The sequence below is a fragment of the Pseudomonas sp. UBA6276 genome (genome assembly GCF_002438365.1).
GTDB classification, from domain to species: domain Bacteria; phylum Pseudomonadota; class Gammaproteobacteria; order Pseudomonadales; family Pseudomonadaceae; genus Aquipseudomonas; species Aquipseudomonas coleopterorum.
Map to the genome: position 1 here is coordinate 1 of NZ_DJUS01000163.1, position 16170 is coordinate 16170.

The following is a 16170-nucleotide window of genomic DNA, read 5'->3' on the forward strand; positions in this document are numbered from 1 at the left end:
CGGGCGAACACCAGCATGTCGCGCACCTGATGCTCCAGCTCGTGCAGACGCTCCTTGAGGCGGCTGGCGAAACGCTGCTGGGTCTGGACCGGTAAAGGCTTATCGGTCAGGTGGCTGGCGTACAGCAGCGCAGCCGACAGCGGCGTGCGAATCTGGTGGGCGAGCGAAGCCATCATGCGGCCCAGCGACGACAGGCGCTCGCTGCGCGCCACCTCACTCTGCAGCCGACGTGTTTCGGTCAGGTCGGTGAGCAACACCAACTGGCCAGGCTCGGCATCCAGCGAGCGCGTGGCAATCGACAGGCGTCGCCCGTCGATCAAAGAGATCTCGTGGCCGTCATCCCGGCGCGGCGCGAAACTGCGCACGATCACCTCACGCCACAGCTCGCCTTCCAGCGGTGCACCCAGCATTTCCAGGGCTGCCGGGTTGGCCTCGCGTACGTGACCTTGACCATCGATGACGATGACCCCGCCAGGCAACAGATCGAGCAGGTTCTGCAGGCGATTGGCGAGGCGTTCCTTTTCCGCGAGCTCGGCCAGGCGCTGCGCGCTGACCACTTCCAGCTCACCCTTGAGCGCTGCCACACGCTCTTCGAGCAGGCTGTAGGAGTCGCTCAGGCGATCGGACATCTGGTCGAACAGAGCGAAGGCCTGATTCAGACCCTGGCGGCTGTCAGGCTGCGCTGCTGATGCGCTAACGTCGCGATGGGGCTGGGCAGCGGACGGCTGGATAGCGGCCTGTGGCATGGCTCTCTCTCACTTGGCTCACCGTCAAAAACGGTATCGTGACAGGGGCAAAAGCAATAGCCGTGCCGAATGGAACTCCAAAGGCGCAAGTCAGGGGAAAGAATGAGGCGGATGCGCTGGGTTAAAGCCCGCGATTTCAGCGGCTTGGCGCGGTTGACACGAAGTAGCAGATGGGGTGTAAAGCGCGGCCGCTGTCTTGCAAGCAGCGGCCGTTGCAGCCACAGGCGTCAATCGTCTGCCTGTTGCTCTTCGCCCTCACCTTCGCGCCGGCTCATGCCGTACTTGCGCATTTTTTCCACCAGCGTGGTGCGGCGGATGCGCAGGCGCTCGGCAGCCCGGGCGACGATACCGTTGGCATCGTCCAGCGCCTGCTGGATCAAGCCTTGCTCCAGGCCGCCGAGGTAATCCTTCAGGTCCAGGCCTTCAGGCGGCAGCATGGCACTGGAAGCGAAGTCGGGGGTATGGCCGTTGATTGCCACCCGCTCTTCCAGGTCGCTGCGCAGGCTGTCGACCAACTGCTCGTCTTCGTCGTCCACGTAGCGGAATTTCTTCGGCAACTCGACCACGCCGATGACGCCGTACGGGTGCATGATCGCCATGCGCTCGACCAGATTGGCCAGCTCGCGTACGTTGCCCGGCCAGCCGTGGCGGCACAGCGACATGATGGCCGCCGAGTTGAAGCGGATCGACCCGCGCTTCTCATGTTCCATGCGCGAGATCAGCTCGTTCATCAGCAGTGGAATGTCTTCCACACGCTCACGCAACGGTGCCATCTCGATGGGGAACACGTTCAGGCGGTAGTACAGGTCTTCACGGAACGTCCCGACCTCGATCATGCTTTCCAGATTCTTGTGGGTGGCAGCGATGATGCGCACGTCAATACTTTGGGTCTTGTTGCTGCCCACCCGCTCGAATGTCCGTTCCTGTAACACTCGCAGCAGCTTGACCTGCATCGGCAACGGCATGTCGCCGATCTCGTCGAGGAACAGGGTGCCACCGTTGGCCAGTTCGAAACGGCCGGCGCGACTGGTGATCGCCCCAGTGAAAGCGCCTTTTTCATGGCCAAACAGCTCGCTTTCGAGCAACTCGGCGGGAATGGCGCCGCAGTTGACCGGCACGAACGGCGCGTCGCGACGCTTTGAGTGGTAATGCAGGTTGCGCGCGACGACTTCCTTGCCGGTACCCGATTCGCCAAGGATGAGCACACTGGCGTCGGTATCGGCCACTTGCTGCATCATCTGCCGAACGTGCTGGATCGCGCGGCTGGTGCCGACCAGGCTGCGGAACAGGTTGGGTTCACGCTGACGGCCGCGTTCGCGGGCCTGGTCGTACATCTCGCGATAGACCTGGGCGCGGTGCAGGGAATCGAGCAGCTTGCTGTAGCTGGGCGGCATTTCCAGGTGGGAGAGCACGCGACGACGCAGGTCGTCGGGAAGCTCGACGGCGCCTGGATCACCCAGCAACAGCACCGGAAGGAATTCATCCCAGTTGGCAAGGGTCTTCAGCAGCCCGGCCAGATTGCCCGAAGACACGTCCCCCACCAGAACGCAGAGCGCCTCGCGGCTGGACGACAGCGAGTCGACCGACATCTGCCAGTCGCCGCTGCCGCAGGCCAGGTTCTCTTCGCCAAGAAAGTTCAGGATGACCGCCAGATCCCGGCGGCGAACGCTATCGTCATCGATCAGCAGAATTTTCGTTTCACGCCACATGCAATAGCAACTTCCCTAGTCAACTCGAAGCCCGGAGGGCGCTCTCGACGTTTTTGGCCATGGTTTCAGCTAACAGACGCCAGACGAATCACAACAGCCACTAGTAAAGGCAAAAAAATCGACTTAGTCAAATTTATGGCGCAATGGCTGTCAACGGAACAGATGGTAAACCTTTGCAGCGTTCTTCGCTTGGTTGAACTGTGACATTTCGTCGACAACCGACTGACGCGCTAAACGAGTGACGTTGAGTAATTGACGGTAGACCTCGAGCAGATCTTCCAGGTGGCTGCGCAACTGGGAAGGGTCTTCCGGGACTTCCTGCAGCACGCTGTCGACGCAGGCACGGCACTCGATGTCCAGCACGCCGATCGCATCCCAGTCTCCGGCTTGCATGGCGTCTACCAGAGCGTGGCGAGTCTGCTGAATCCGCTGTAGTGCACTCATGACGAACTCCTCAGGCCGGCAGTGCCGATTCGTGGCTGGCGATGGCATCCCAGCCGCTCTTGACGGTGATCATCAGGCGAGCGACTTCGTCGATCAGCTGTGGATCGTTCTTGATGTTGGCTTCGGTCAGGCGTCCAGACATGTAGGCGTACAGATCATCGAGGTCCTTGACAGACTGTTCGTTAGCCGCCTTGGTGGCATCCAACCCCTGGCGCAGACCGCCAATGATGGCGACGGCCTTGCCGAGCATCTCGCCCTTCTGTGCAACCTGACCACGGCTCAGCGCGCCCTTGGCCTGGGCCATGCGATCGAGGCTGCCCTGCATCAGCATCTGCACCAGCCGGTGCGGCGTGGCTTCGGATGTCTGGGCATGGGAATCGACCTTCTGGTATTGGCTCAGCGCTCTCATGGCGTTCATTGCGGTGGACCTCGTCACACAGTATTTGATGTTGTATCGCTTGGTTACTATGTCGTCGCGGGCGGGGAAAACTTTAGCGGGCTTGGGGGAATATGCGCATGAAACTGAGATCAGGCCGATAACGTCGGCGATATGGTGGCATTCGTGAAAAGGCTGGACACGCAAAAGCCCGGTATGAACCGGGCTTCTGGATGTTCACGAAGCATCAATCGCTGTCGGTTTTGTTCAGCGCATTGAGCGTGGTCATGATGCTTTTACTGGTGGCGTTCAGCTGCGCGACAAGGGTGTCCATCGCGGTGTACTTGGCATTCAAGGTGTCCGTGAGGTTCTTGATCCGGCGATCCAGGGCTTGCTGCTGCTCGGTCAGCTTGGTCAGCGTGCCGGAGAGCGAGTCCGAGCGCGCGGCAAGAATACCGCCCTTCACCGCGTAGGAATCAGTGGCGCTGGTCATGCGCGCAAGCAGGCCGTCCTTGCCGGTGAACATGTCCTGGATGGCAGCCACGTTCGCGGTATCGCCCATAGCCTTGGTCCACTTGGCGTCGTCCATTACCAGCAGGCCGGTCTTCTGGTCGGTGTTGATGCCGAATTGAGACAACGTCAGCTTGCTCGACCCCGAGGAAGTGACCAGCTCGTTGCGCATCGACTGGATCAGGTGGCGCACGGTGGAATCGCCGGTCAGCCCTCCCCCGCTGGTCGTGCCGTCGGCCGCTGTACTGACCTTGGTCAAGGTGTTGAGCTGGGTCATGAGCGCGTTGTAGGCGTCCACAAATCCGGTGGTGGCTTTTTTCAGGGTGTCGGTGTTGGTGGTGACGCTGATGGTCGATTTGCTGTTGGCCTCGAGCAATTTGATCGAGACACCACTGATAGCGGCCGCAACGGTGTTGGTCGACGACTCCATCTCGATGCCATCGATCTTGTAGGTCGCGTTGGTCGGTTCATTCACAGTGGTGGAAGCGGTCAGTTTGTCGAGCCCACTGGCCGCGTCGGCGCTCATGGAAATTTCGGTATCCTTGCCAGTGGTCGAAGAACTCAGAACCAGGCGCGAACCACTGGCATCGGTAAGGATGTTGGCACTGATGCCACGACCGACCAACTGGGTGTTGATCAGATCACGCGTCTGCGCCAGGGTCGCACCTGCGGGGATAGTGACCTTGCTATCCTTGTAGGACTGGGTGATCGTGAGAATCTGCGGCGACCCCGTGCTATTGACCACCGCCGTGCTCTTGTCGGCATAGACGCCGGAAGAAATCTTCGAGGCAGTGGCCAGAGTCGTCACTTCCAACGAATAGGTCCCGTCGGAAGCAGAGTCGGTCACCGTCATCGACGCTGACTTCTCATTGGACGAGGCACCGGTCAAACCACTGAAGGTCGAAGCCTTGTTCATCGCCGCGACGGCCGTGCGGTAGGTTTCCAGCGCGCTGGTGACGGTACCAACAGCAGTCAACGTCGTTGTCGTGGTTAGCGTCTGGGTATCGATCTGCTTTTGCTTGGGCGCTTTCTCGGCGTTCACCAAGGCTTTGACGATGGCATCGGTATCGATGCCCGAGCCCACGCCGCTGGATTTGATCGCACCGCTGGTACTGGTCGAGCTGGTGGTGCTGCTGGTACTTGCGGTGCTGGCAGCGGTGGTAGCGGCCGTGGTGCCAGTGGTGGAGGAAACAGTAGCCATCGCAATCTCCTAGAATCGAGTCAGGCGTGTTTTTGACGGATACCGCCCCAAGCACACCCAGCTACATTTTTCGTGCCAGTTCAGATCTTCGCGTCGAGCAGACCGCTACGACCGTCCGCGAGGCTCTGCGCTAGCTTGAGCGCGGCCTCGGTCGGCAACTGACGAATGATTTCACCGCTGTCCGTAGCGATGACCTTGACCACGACGTGATGCGTCGAGTCGTCGATGGAGAATTCCAGGTTGCGCTGTGAGGTGTTCACGTGCGCCTGGATATCCTTCACCGCTTGTTCCAATTCGGCCCGCTCGGGTGCAACGGGTTGCGCCGCGGGTTCGTCTTGCGTGACCTGCCGGGCAGGCAGGGAGGCGGCGCCGGCTGGCGCTGACGTGACGGCAAGAGGCGGTCTCGCTGTAACGCTCATGTCCATGTTCATCACCCCGGAAATCAAAAAACGGAAGGGTGCGTGGGCACCCTTCCGTCAGTCAGCCAAGTGGCGAATTACTGAAGCAGCTTCAGTACCGACGATGGCAGCTGGTTGGCCTGGGACAGGATCGCGGTGGATGCCTGCTGCAGGGTCTGCTGCTTGGTCAGCTCAGCGGTTTCCGAAGCGAAGTCGGCGTCCTGGATGCGGCTACGAGCGGCCGAGGAGTTCTCGGAGATGCTCTGCAGGTTGGCCACGGTGCTGTCGAAGCGGTTTTGCACAGCACCCAGGTCAGCGCGCTGGGAGTCGATGTTGGAAATCGCCTTGTCGATCGCGGCGAGTGCCTTCTGAGAATCCTCGGCAGTCGTGATCTTCGAGTCGCTGATGGTTTTCAGCTCGGAAGTCGTGGAAGTCCCGAAGTAGCTGGCAACCGTTGTACCGGTACCTTTTTCCAAAAGGGCGAATGATTTGGAAGAGTCAAGCTGAACCGAACCAGTTACTGCCACATCGTCGGCAATGGTCACAGCGGTTTTGGTAGTGTCGGCGCCGTTGGTTACCTTGATGTCGCCAGCAGTGCCCAAAGTGACGTTATCAAACGAGATGTTCTCGCCTGTAGCCGAGGTTATGCTCAGGCTGCTCTTGCTTTCGTCGTAGTTGACGGTTACGCCCAGCTTCGCAGCGTTGGACGAGAGCTGCTCCGCCAGACCACTCAGGGATGTAATGCCCTGAAGGCTAACTGTCGAGTCGCCAACCTTGATATCCATCTTCGAGGACGTCGTCAGGTTCTCAGAAGCCAGAGTGAAGGACGCAGTGGTTGTCGCCTTGGCGGACAAGCCTGGAACTGCCGAATTCAATGCCTTGGCAACGTCCTTGGCAGAGGCGCCAGCAGCGATGTCGACTTCTTTCTCTTGACCGTTACCCGTTACAACCATTGAGCCTGCTGCAGCGGTTACCGGAGTAGCCGAAGGAACGATGCCCTTGCTGGAAATCTGGTTGGTACCAATCTTGTTGGCCGAGATGTTGCCCAGCGTGACGTTGATGGTTTCGTTGGCATTCGAACCGATCTGGAAAGCGGTGGTGCCGAAAGAACCGTCAAGCAGGTTACGACCACCGAAGGTGGTGGTGGTAGAGATCCGAGTCAGTTCGGTGGTCAACTGCGAGTATTCGGACTGCAGGGAAGTACGGTCATCATCGCTGTTCGAACCGTTCGCCGATTGCAGGGCCAGTTCACGCATACGCTGCAGGATGTTGGTGGATTCCTGCATCGCGCCTTCAGCGGTCTGGGCGATGGAGATACCGTCGTTGGCGTTCTTCACTGCAACCGACAGGCCGTTGATCTGGCTGGTCAGACGGTTTGAGATCTGCAGGCCGGCGGCGTCGTCCTTGGCACTGTTGATTTTCAGGCCCGAGGAAAGACGGGTCATCGAGGTGCTCAGCGCATCGGAAGCCTTGTTCAGGTTTTTCTGAACGGTCAAGGAAGCGGTGTTGGTGTTTACGGATAAGGCCATGACAAATTCCTCGGGGTTGTTAGCTGTGGCTTCCGGCCCTGGCGAGCGCCGGGTGTGGCCTAGAGAACCTTCGTAGTAGTTATCGTCGGTTCAGCGCTTTGCTTGAGGGTGATTGCAATGTTTTTTCACCTTCGAGCCGCTGTAGCCGGAAAAAGCAAGCGTTGGCTTGATCTCTCTTGATAACTATTTCGTCCGGGGAAGGGGGAACTTGAGGGGGATGCATGGGAAAAGCGGGGATTTCTGGCGTCAACGGATAGACGGTCGCAGTGGCGTCGGTCGCGTTGGTAGATGCGCGGTGTGTATGGATGACCGCGGTGCGGCCGGACGCGGCTNNGCGCCGCTGCTACAGGGATCGTGTTGTCCGCGTGGACGGTCAACACGGCGGCGTGCAACGGGGTGGCCCGGATGAACACCGTGTCGGCAGGCGGCCCAGGTTTTGTAGCAGCGGCGCGAGCCGCGTCGGCAGGCGGCGCGGTATCAGGGGCGGTAGATGAGCGCGGAGCCCCAGGACAGGCCGACGCCGAAGCCGCTCAGGGCGACTCGCTTCCAGGAGGAGTCGAGGATGTGCTTTTCCAGCAACAGCGGAATGCTGCTCGATACCGTGTTGCCGGTCTCGACCATGTCCTTGATGAACTTCTCCGGCTCTTCCTCGAAGCGCCGCGCCACGGCGTCGACGATCGCCGCGCTGCCCTGGTGGATGCAATACGCGTCGACATCGGCGCTGGTCAGCCCCGATTCGTCGAGCAGTTCATGCAAATGTGCCGGCACCTTGAGCAGCGCAAAGTTGAACACCTGACGGCCGTTCATGAAGAATACGCCATCGGTCACCTTCAAATGCGGCGCGCCGGAACCGTCGGTACCGAACTTGGCCTTGCCCAACTGCCAGGGCGCGTCTTCACCCATCCAGGTGGCGGTGGCCGCGTCGCCGAAAAGCATGGTGGTGTTGCGGTCTTCAGGGTCGACGATCTTGGAGTACGGGTCGGCGGTGATCAGCAGACCGTTCTTCAGGCCGGCCGCTTCCATGAAGCCCTTGAGTGCATAGATGCCGTATACATAGCCCGAGCAACCCAGGCTGATGTCGAACGCTGCGACGTGGGTCGGCAGGCCGAGCTTGTCCTGAACGATGGCGGCGGTGTGCGGCAAGCCCTCCTCGTCTCCGTTCTGGGTCACGACGATCAACGCGTCGATGGACTCGCGCGACAGCTGCGGATTGCTGGCGAACAGCGCGTTGGCCGCTTCCACACACAGGTCGGAGGTTTCCTGGTCGGCAGCCTTGCGCGGCAGGAAGGCCGAGCCGATCTTGCCGATGATGAATTCTTCATCCTTGGCGAATTTGGCACCTTGGGCGTAGTTGTCCAGGCCTTCGGCAGGCACGTAACTCGCGATGCTTTTTATGCCAATCATTGTGGCTTCCCAATACAAAGGTAGCTGGAGGTCATCACGCGGGGCATTTGCGCGATGCCATCGAAAAGGGTGTCAGGCGGCGCCGACCTCTGCGGGACGGGGCCAGCGCTGCCGAAAAAACAAGCAGCTGCAGGCCGCTGATGCAGCGACCTGGCAATACATAAGGGTGAAGATGCACGATCCGACTCATTGGTCACAGGGATATTGTGCCATAGGCCGTAGGAAATGGCGCGACGCGGGGTGGTAGAGGAAAGACGGGGCTTGCGCCCCGCCGCTCACAGCTTGTTGAACAGACTGAGCTGGGAGATCTTCGCGAAGGCCAGCTGCGAGGCTTGCAACATGGTCTGTTGCAGGCTCAGGGTGACCGATGCCGTGGCGAAGTCGGTGTCGGCTATCGCCGACTGGGTGCCCTTGTTGGCAAGAGCCAGGCTGACGTTCTCGTCGTTCTGAATGGCCAGCGAATTGAGGCGTGCACCGATCTGCCCGCGGGAGATGTCGATGTTCTCGTTGGCGCTGGCCAGGTTGCCCAAGGCCGAATCGGTGGCATTCTTCAGCGCCAGCGCGGACTTGGCGTCCGTCACCGGTATCTCCAAAGCCGACTTGAGCTGGTGCAGGGTGTCCAGCACGTTCTGGGTCTTGTGGCTGTTGGCGTTGACGCTGAAGCTGTCACCCGCACCTGCCTCACCGGAGAGCTTGAAAGTCACGCCCGCAGCCGTGATCGTGCCGCCATTGGCCCCGACGACCACCGCACCCTTGCCGATGGCTCGGCTGGAATCGGTCAAGGGCTGGGCATAAACCTCGTACTCGCTGCTGCTGGTGAACTTGATCACCGCCCCCCCGGCCGGGAAACCCGCCGCATAGCCCTGGGTATCGGTCACGTTCGCACTGACCAACTGCGCCGTGGACGTGTTGGCCGCGTTGCGCGTCGAACTGATGCTATCCGGCTTGCTGCCCAGGCTGAACGTGCGCCCGGCGATGTCGGCATCGGTGACGGTGCCCAGCTCGCTTTGCTTGGTGGCCACATCGATGTCGAATTCCACACCGTACAGGCTGACGGTGGTGCCACCGTCGGCCTTCGGGTCGAAGGTGCCATTGCCGCTGACCTGGGACGTCACGTCCTTGCCGCTGCTGTTGGTGAGGGTGAACTGGGTGCTGCTGGTGAACGTCAACTTGTACGGCTGGCCATCGGTGAAGGCCTTGTTGTAGGTCGTCAGCGATTCCAGGCGGCCGTCGGACACCGTGACCAGACCGTCGTCGACCACCGTGCCGTTGGCATCCACCGGCGCAGTCATGGTGGTTTGCGTGCGGCTGGTGTTCACCGCCGTTTCCAGAATGCTGTAGCCGGTGTCGTTGGTGGCCAGTTGCAGGGTGTCGGACACCTGCAGGCTGAGCTGGGTCTGGTCGCCCTGATAGGTGTAGCTGCCGTCGCTGTTCTGCACATAGGGCGGCGTGCCGGTCTTGGACCCGGAGAACATGTACTGGCCGTTGGAATCCTTGGTATTGAGCAGGCCCAGGACGTTCTTTTCGATCTCGCCGATTTCACTGGCGATCGACGTCCGGTCGGCGTCGCTCAGGCCACCGTTACCGGCCTGGATGGTCAACTCCTGCGCCCGCTGCAAGGCTGTGGTGATGCTGTCGAGCACACTCTCTTCCTGGGTCAGCGAGTTGGTGACGCTGGTCATGTTGCCGCTGTACTGGGTCAGCAAGCTGCTCTGCTGCTGCAACTGCAACAACTTGGCCGCGCCGACCGGATCGTCACCAGCGCTCTGGATGCGGTTGCCCGAGCTGATCTGTGCCTGGGTCTTGGCGGTGTCCGAGAAATTCTGGGAATAGCCGGTCGCGCTGGTCTCGAAGTACTGAGAAGTGGAAATTCGCATGGTCGACTATTCCTTAGAGGGCGTTGATCAGGACGCTGAAGGTTTCCTGAGCAGCCTTGATGATCTGCGAGGACGCGGTGTAGTACTGCTGGAACTTCACCAGGGATGCCGCTTCGTCGTCCAGGTTGACGCCGGATACCGAGTCGCGATTGGTCTTGGACTGGGTCAACACGGCGCCGGTGGCTTTGGTGTCGACTGTGGCCTGGCTGGCCTTGGCGCCGACTCGTTCCACCAGCGAGGCGTAGGCACTGGTGAAGCTCATGCCGGGGTTGCCCGCCGTGGCGCCCACGGTGGCCTTGGTCTGCAACGCCAGCAGTTGCGTGGCATTGCGGTTGTCGGATTTGCCGTCGGCATTGAACGACACGGTGTAGCTGTCGTTGACCGCAGGCGAGCCACCCACGGTGGTTTCGAAGGTGAAGGTCAGTTGCTTGCCGTCGGCGCCGTTGACCGGTTGGCCATCGGCACCCACCACCGGCACGGTCAGGCTCAGGTTGTTGCTCTGGCCGGGCACGATCGTGCCGCTGCCGATGCTGGCGCCCGAGGCATTGAACAGGCTGTAGCTCTGCGCGCCGTCGGTGGTCTTGCCGAACACCAGCTTGACCGGCGACGAGGTTTCGATGCCGCTCTGCAACTGGCTCAGAGCCGTGCCGCTGTAGATGTCCAGCTTGCTGCTGAGCACCGGCTGGGTGAAGGTGCCGGTGCCCGAGTTGCCGACGGTCGCCGTGCCGGTAAGCGGTGCGGCAAAGGCGAGCTTGTTCGAGTCGGTCAGCGTATTGGTGATGGCGCTCGCGCCACTGCGGGTCGGCGTGACCACGAAGCTGTCGCCAGTCGCTACAGTGCCTTTCAGACCCAGGGTAACGCCATCGATCACCGGCGCAGGGTTCGTGCCCAAGTCGAAATTGCCCATGGAAGTGCCGTCGGAACGGGTCACGCTGTAGGCAGTGGCGCTGCTGAACTTGACGTTGTAATCGTAGATGGTCAGCTTGCTGGAATCGGCCACGGTGACATTGAGGTTGCCCGAACCTGCGCTGTTGTTGGACGACGCCAGGCTGCGGTTGGCAACGGCGGTCGCGCTGTTGATGCTGGAAAACAGCGACGAGCCGAAGTCACCGTTGAGGTCGATGCCTTTGCCCAACTGGCTGTTCAGGCTGTCGGCAACGACGATTGCCGTGCGCCCCAGTTCATTGATCGCCGGGTTCAGTGCGTCGCTGCGAAAACGCAACAGGCCGCCGATCTCGCCGCCGGTGGTCACCGAGGTCACGTCGGTGCTGTAACCCTGGTACTGAATGGTCAAGCCGTACTGGCTCTTGTCGGCCACGCCGGGCGTTGCCACCAGCGAGTTCGCCGAGCTACCGGTGACCAGCGACTGCCCCGAACCCAGGTAGACATCGTAGTTGCCGTCGCGCTGCTGCACGGTCACGCCGACCAGCTCGTTGAGCTGGCGGACGTTCTCGTTGCGCGCATCGATCAGGCTGTTGGGCGTGGAACCGCTGCCCGACATCTCGGTGATCTGCCGGTTGAGCTCGGCGATATTGCCGCTGAGCTTGTTGACCTGCCCGGTCAGGGTGGTCAGCGAGGCATTGATACTATCGTTCTGCTGACTGAACTGCGCGGAAATCGAGTTGAAGCGATTGCTCAGGGTCTGCGCCTGGGTCAGCAGCAGCTGCCGCGCCGAAGTATCGCTGGGGTTGGCCGATGCGGTCTGCACGGCCGAGAAGAAGCTGCTGAGCACGGCGCTGATACCCGTGCTGCCGTCGGACAGCAACTTGTCGATGCTGTTGATCTGGGTGCTGTACGCGGTCGCGTCGGCACTCAGTGCAGTACTGGTCTGCAACTGGGTGTCCATGTAGCTGCTGTAGATGCGGCGCACGTCGGAAATGGTAGTGCCGGTACCCAGGTAGCCCACGCCGATGTTCTGCAAGCCACTGGCAGTATTCACCACCGACTGCCGGGAATAGCCGGCGGTCGCGACGTTGGCGATGTTGTTACCGGTGGTCGCCAGGGATGCCTGGCTGGACGCCAGACCGGACAGCCCAATGGAGATCAGATTCGACATGGGTTCAAACCTTATAGATTCGTGGTAGCGCTGGTGCTGCTGCGAGCGTAGGTCTCATAGCCTTGCATCTGCTTGGCGATCGAGGAGATCTTGCTGGCGTAGTTCGGGTCGGTGGCGTAGCCGGCCTTCTGCAGTTCCTTGACGAATTGTTCGGGGTTGTCCGCGGACTTGACCACGCCCTGGTAGCGGTCGTTGTTCTGCAACAGGCTGACCAGGTCGTGGAAGCTGTCTTCGTATGAATCATAGGAGCGGAAATCGGCGGTTTCCTTGACCATCTGGCCGTCGCGGAATTCGCTGGTGATCGCACGGGCGTTCTCGCCCTTCCAGTTGCCGGTCGCCTTGATGCCAAACAGATTGTGGCTGTTGCTGCCGTCGTCGGCACGCATGATCGATTTGCCCCATCCGGTTTCCAGCGCCGCCTGGGCCACCAGCACCTTGGGATCGACACCGATGCGCGCAGCGGCTTTTTCAGCCATGGGCAACATGGTCGCGATGAATTCGTCGGACGATCCGAAGGCGCGCTTGGCCGGCGCCAGGGGCGGCTGGGCGACGCTTTTGGCCAGGCTGCTGCCCTCGACCGCGGCACCGCTGCGCACGGCATTGGCAATGCTGTTGGCCGGTGCGCTGGCCGGGACGTTGATGAGGTTCTTGCTGCCGGTGGCTGCGCTCGCATCGGTCGCCGTGGAAGGCACGATGCCGGCCACGAGACGGTCGGCCAGCTTGCTCGGCAGCGACAGGCGGCGCTGGTTCAGCAAGGCCATGTCGTTGTGCGCCGTGGTGCCGGCAGCCTTGGCATCGGCCGAGGCGTCGCGGGTGGCGCCCAGCGGCTTGGTCAGGCTGTTGTCGGCATGGGCGAACGGATTGGCCCCGGCACGGGCCACGCCCTTGGTCTTGGACAACTGGCGCATGAGCACGTCCTGCAGGCCAATGCCGCCGCCTTCCTTGGACAGGGTCACGGACAGCTGCTGGTCGTACATGGACTGGTATTGCTTGGTGGTTTCGGTGTTCAGCGGGTTGTCCTTGGCCAACACGTCATTTGCCGAGCGCATGGACTTGAGCATTTCACCGAGGAACAGCGACTCGAATTCCTGGGCCACCTTGCGCAGGTTGGCCTCGCTGTCGCGATCCCCGACTTTCAACGAGCTCAGGCGATTGAGGTCTGTGTAAGCCCCCGAATCCCGTGTTCCCGATACTCCGCCATTCGGCATTTCCATCAGCTGCTACCTCAAATCACGATCAGGTCGGCCTGCAAGGCGCCGGCCTGTTTCAGGGCTTCGAGAATGGCCATCAAGTCACCGGGCGCCGCGCCTACCTGGTTGACCGCGCGGACGATCTCGTCGAGCGTGGTGCCAGGGCCAAACTTGAACATCGGTTTGGCTTCCTGCTGGGCGCTGACCCGCGAACGTGGCACCACCGCCGTCTGGCCGCCGGACAGAGGCCCGGGCTGGCTGACGATCGGATCTTCGGTGATGGTCACCGTCAGGCTGCCGTGGGTCACTGCCGCAGGCGATACCTTGACGTTCTGGCCAATCACGATGGTGCCGGTGCGCGAATTGATGATCACCTTGGCCACCGCCTGGCCCACGTCGACGTCGAGGTTCTCGAGAATCGACAGGTAGTCCACACGCTGGCTGGGGTCGACCGGTGCAGTGACGCGTACCGAGCCCCCATCGACAGCTTGTGCAACTCCCGGGCCAAGTAGCTCGTTGACCTTGTCGACGATGTGCTTGGCCGTGGTGAAGTCAGGCCGGTTGAGGTTCAGCGTCAGGCTGTTGCCCTGGTTGAAGCCACTGGGCACGGAGCGCTCGACGCTGGCACCGCCAGGAATCCGTCCTGCCGACGGCACGTTGACGGTGATTTTCGACCCGTCGCGGCCTTCGGCGTCAAAACCACCGACGACCAGGTTGCCTTGGGCAATGGCGTAGACGTTGCCGTCGATACCCTTGAGGGGAGTCATCAACAAGCTGCCGCCGCGCAGGCTCTTCGAGTTGCCGATGGACGACACGGTGATGTCGATCACCTGCCCCGGCTTGGCGAATGCGGGCAGATCAGCGTGGATCGATACCGCAGCGACGTTCTTGAGCTGCACGTTGCCCGAGCCTGGCGGCACCTTGATGCCGAACTGCGACAGCATGTTGTTGAAAGTCTGCAGGGTGAACGGGGTCTGGGTGGTCTGGTCGCCAGTGCCGTTGAGGCCCACGACCAGGCCGTAGCCGATCAGCTGGTTGGTCCGCACGCCGGAAATGCTGGCGATGTCCTTGAGACGCTCGGCCTGAACGCCGAACGCGGCGGACATCAGCAGTGCAGCGGCGATCAGGTGCTTGAAGTTGAGCATGGACGGACGCACTCAGAAAGGAAACAGGGGGCTGGCGAAGAACCGGTCGAACCAACCCGGCTGACTGGCTTCGGCGAAGGAACCGGTGCCCGAATAGGTGATGCGCGCATCGGCCACGCGTGTCGAGGACACGGTGTTGTCGGTAGCGATGTCATCGGCCCGGACCAGCCCTGCAATGCGCACCAGCTCTTCGCCGGTGTTGAGCGTCATCCACTTTTCTCCGCGGACCGAGATGATGCCGTTGGGCAGCACGTCGGCCACCGTCACCGTGACCGAGCCGGTCAGGCTGTTGTTCTGCGCCGCCGCGGCGGTGCCGTTGGTGGCGCGCGTGCCGCTGTAGCCTGCGTTGAGGCTCAGATCACCACTGCCCAACGGGTTGTTGGTGTTAACACCGGCGCCGAACAGCGAGGTCAGGCCCAGGCTGTTGCTGCTGTCCTTGCCGACCTTGGAATTGGCACTCTTGCTGGCGCTCGTCCGCTCGTTGAGGGTGATGGTGATGATGTCGCCGACGCGGAACGCCTTGCGGTCGCTGTACAGGTTCTGCTCGAAGCCGGCCTGGTAGATCGAGCCGTTGTTGGCGGCGGCAGGCATCGGCGTGCGCGGCAGCACCGGGGCGTAGTACGGGTCGTTGGGCTTGGCCGGTGGCGCGACGCAACCGGTCAGCAGGGCCATTCCACTCAGGGCAAGAACAATCGAGACACGACGCATGACACAGACCTCACGGTGTAGCCGGCGCACACGGCGCCCAGGTAGCTTGGGGGTTACGGATAGCCCAGGGTTACAGGTTCTGGGTCAGGTTCTGCAGCATCTGGTCGGCGGTGGAGATCACCTTGGAGTTCATCTCGTAGGCACGCTGGGTGGTGATCATGTTGACCAGTTCTTCCACGGTGCTCACGTTGGAGTTCTCCAGGGTGTTCTGCAGCACGGTGCCCGCACCGTTCAGACCGGGGGTCGCTACCTGCGGCGCGCCGCTGGAGGCGGTTTCCAGGAACAGGTTGCCACCGATGGCCTGCAGGCCTGCCGGGTTGATGAAGTCGGCGGTCTGCAGGTTGCCGATCACCTGCGAAGCAGGGTTGCCGGCGGTAGTGATGGAGACGGTGCCGTCAGTGCCCACGGTGAAGGTCTGCGCGTCGTTGGGGACGACGATGGCCGGCTCCAGGGCCAGGCCCTGAGCGGTGACGATCTGGCCGTCGGAGTTCAGGTGGAACGTGCCGTCGCGGGTGTACGAAACGGTACCGTCAGGCTGCATCACCTGAAAGAAACCGCGACCGTTGATGGCCATGTCCAGCGGCTGCTCGGTGGTCTGCAGGCTGCCGGCGGTGAAGTTCTTCTGGGTGCCGACGATGCGCACACCGGTACCGACCTGCAGACCCGACGGCAATTCGCTGTCCTGGGTCGACTGGGCGCCGGGCTGACGCTTGATCTGATAGAGCAGGTCCTGGAATTCGGCGCGATCACGCTTGAAGCCGGTGGTCGATACGTTCGCCAGGTTGTTGGAAATCGTGGTCAGGTTGGTGTCCTGGGCCTGGAGGCCGGTCTTGCTGACCCAAAGTGCTGGAAGCATGTGTCATCTCCTGGAGCGCCT

At 61.5% G+C, this 16170-nt stretch carries 14 protein-coding genes; all 14 read right to left on the minus strand.

Features of this window, described 5'->3' with window-relative positions; translation table 11 throughout:
• A partial coding sequence (locus tag B2V21_RS18760) for a histidine kinase dimerization/phospho-acceptor domain-containing protein (protein ID WP_286917681.1) occupies window positions 1–746 on the minus strand: 746 nt, incomplete at its 3' end.
• A gap of 227 nt (window positions 747–973) precedes the next feature.
• The gene (locus B2V21_RS18765) at window positions 974–2455 is read right to left on the minus strand and encodes a sigma-54 dependent transcriptional regulator (protein ID WP_056843548.1); all 1482 of its coding nucleotides are present in this window, start codon (window positions 2453–2455) and stop codon (window positions 974–976) included.
• A 150-nt stretch (window positions 2456–2605) separates the two neighbouring features.
• Entirely contained in the window at window positions 2606–2899 is a 294-nt protein-coding gene (locus B2V21_RS18770) for a flagellar protein FliT (RefSeq protein WP_049858802.1), read from the minus strand.
• 10 nt (window positions 2900–2909) lie between these two features.
• Complete coding sequence (gene fliS / locus B2V21_RS18775) at window positions 2910–3317, minus strand: flagellar export chaperone FliS (RefSeq protein ID WP_049858803.1); 408 nt, start codon at window positions 3315–3317, stop codon at window positions 2910–2912.
• 205 nt (window positions 3318–3522) lie between these two features.
• Window positions 3523–4986 carry a flagellar filament capping protein FliD gene (gene fliD / locus B2V21_RS18780; protein WP_286917682.1) on the minus strand — a complete coding sequence of 488 codons (1464 nt, stop codon included), beginning with the start codon at window positions 4984–4986 and terminating at the stop codon, window positions 3523–3525.
• 80 nt (window positions 4987–5066) lie between these two features.
• Window positions 5067–5411 (minus strand): flagellar protein FlaG, encoded by a 345-nt coding sequence (locus tag B2V21_RS18785; RefSeq protein ID WP_082484643.1) that lies wholly within the window; start codon window positions 5409–5411, stop codon window positions 5067–5069.
• A gap of 71 nt (window positions 5412–5482) precedes the next feature.
• On the minus strand, window positions 5483–6913 hold the full coding sequence (locus B2V21_RS18790; protein WP_286917683.1) for a flagellin: 1431 nt from the start codon (window positions 6911–6913) through the stop codon (window positions 5483–5485).
• Window positions 6914–7390: 477 nt separating this feature from the next.
• Window positions 7391–8317, minus strand: a complete 927-nt coding sequence (locus tag B2V21_RS18795) for a ketoacyl-ACP synthase III (protein WP_049858805.1) — start codon at window positions 8315–8317, stop codon at window positions 7391–7393.
• A 275-nt stretch (window positions 8318–8592) separates the two neighbouring features.
• Window positions 8593–10194, minus strand: a complete 1602-nt coding sequence (locus B2V21_RS18800; RefSeq protein WP_286917684.1) for a flagellar hook-associated protein 3 — start codon at window positions 10192–10194, stop codon at window positions 8593–8595.
• A gap of 13 nt (window positions 10195–10207) precedes the next feature.
• Complete coding sequence (gene flgK, locus B2V21_RS18805) at window positions 10208–12250, minus strand: flagellar hook-associated protein FlgK (RefSeq protein ID WP_286917685.1); 2043 nt, start codon at window positions 12248–12250, stop codon at window positions 10208–10210.
• 11 nt (window positions 12251–12261) lie between these two features.
• Complete coding sequence (flgJ, locus tag B2V21_RS18810) at window positions 12262–13464, minus strand: flagellar assembly peptidoglycan hydrolase FlgJ (protein ID WP_049858808.1); 1203 nt, start codon at window positions 13462–13464, stop codon at window positions 12262–12264.
• A gap of 11 nt (window positions 13465–13475) precedes the next feature.
• Window positions 13476–14585 (minus strand): flagellar basal body P-ring protein FlgI, encoded by a 1110-nt coding sequence (locus B2V21_RS18815; RefSeq protein ID WP_049858809.1) that lies wholly within the window; start codon window positions 14583–14585, stop codon window positions 13476–13478.
• Window positions 14586–14597: 12 nt separating this feature from the next.
• Window positions 14598–15293 carry a flagellar basal body L-ring protein FlgH gene (flgH, locus tag B2V21_RS18820; RefSeq protein ID WP_049858810.1) on the minus strand — a complete coding sequence of 232 codons (696 nt, stop codon included), beginning with the start codon at window positions 15291–15293 and terminating at the stop codon, window positions 14598–14600.
• 70 nt (window positions 15294–15363) lie between these two features.
• Entirely contained in the window at window positions 15364–16149 is a 786-nt protein-coding gene (gene flgG / locus B2V21_RS18825) for a flagellar basal-body rod protein FlgG (RefSeq protein WP_049858811.1), read from the minus strand.
• Window positions 16150–16170 lie beyond the last annotated feature (21 nt).

Excerpts from the sequence above, each read along its gene's own strand:
- B2V21_RS18800 (WP_286917684.1), bottom strand. The coding sequence starts at position 10,194 with ATGCGAATTTCCACTTCTCAGTACTTCGAGACCAGCGCGACCGGCTAT.
- B2V21_RS18765 (WP_056843548.1), bottom strand. The coding sequence starts at position 2,455 with ATGTGGCGTGAAACGAAAATTCTGCTGATCGATGACGATAGCGTTCGC.
- B2V21_RS18785 (WP_082484643.1), bottom strand. The coding sequence starts at position 5,411 with ATGGACATGAGCGTTACAGCGAGACCGCCTCTTGCCGTCACGTCAGCG.
- B2V21_RS18770 (WP_049858802.1), bottom strand. The coding sequence starts at position 2,899 with ATGAGTGCACTACAGCGGATTCAGCAGACTCGCCACGCTCTGGTAGAC.
- flgG (WP_049858811.1), bottom strand. The coding sequence starts at position 16,149 with ATGCTTCCAGCACTTTGGGTCAGCAAGACCGGCCTCCAGGCCCAGGAC.
- flgJ (WP_049858808.1), bottom strand. The coding sequence starts at position 13,464 with ATGGAAATGCCGAATGGCGGAGTATCGGGAACACGGGATTCGGGGGCT.
- B2V21_RS18795 (WP_049858805.1), bottom strand. The coding sequence starts at position 8,317 with ATGATTGGCATAAAAAGCATCGCGAGTTACGTGCCTGCCGAAGGCCTG.
- fliD (WP_286917682.1), bottom strand. The coding sequence starts at position 4,986 with ATGGCTACTGTTTCCTCCACCACTGGCACCACGGCCGCTACCACCGCT.
- flgK (WP_286917685.1), bottom strand. The coding sequence starts at position 12,250 with ATGTCGAATCTGATCTCCATTGGGCTGTCCGGTCTGGCGTCCAGCCAG.
- flgH (WP_049858810.1), bottom strand. The coding sequence starts at position 15,293 with ATGCGTCGTGTCTCGATTGTTCTTGCCCTGAGTGGAATGGCCCTGCTG.
- B2V21_RS18790 (WP_286917683.1), bottom strand. The coding sequence starts at position 6,913 with ATGGCCTTATCCGTAAACACCAACACCGCTTCCTTGACCGTTCAGAAA.
- fliS (WP_049858803.1), bottom strand. The coding sequence starts at position 3,317 with ATGAACGCCATGAGAGCGCTGAGCCAATACCAGAAGGTCGATTCCCAT.
- B2V21_RS18815 (WP_049858809.1), bottom strand. The coding sequence starts at position 14,585 with ATGCTCAACTTCAAGCACCTGATCGCCGCTGCACTGCTGATGTCCGCC.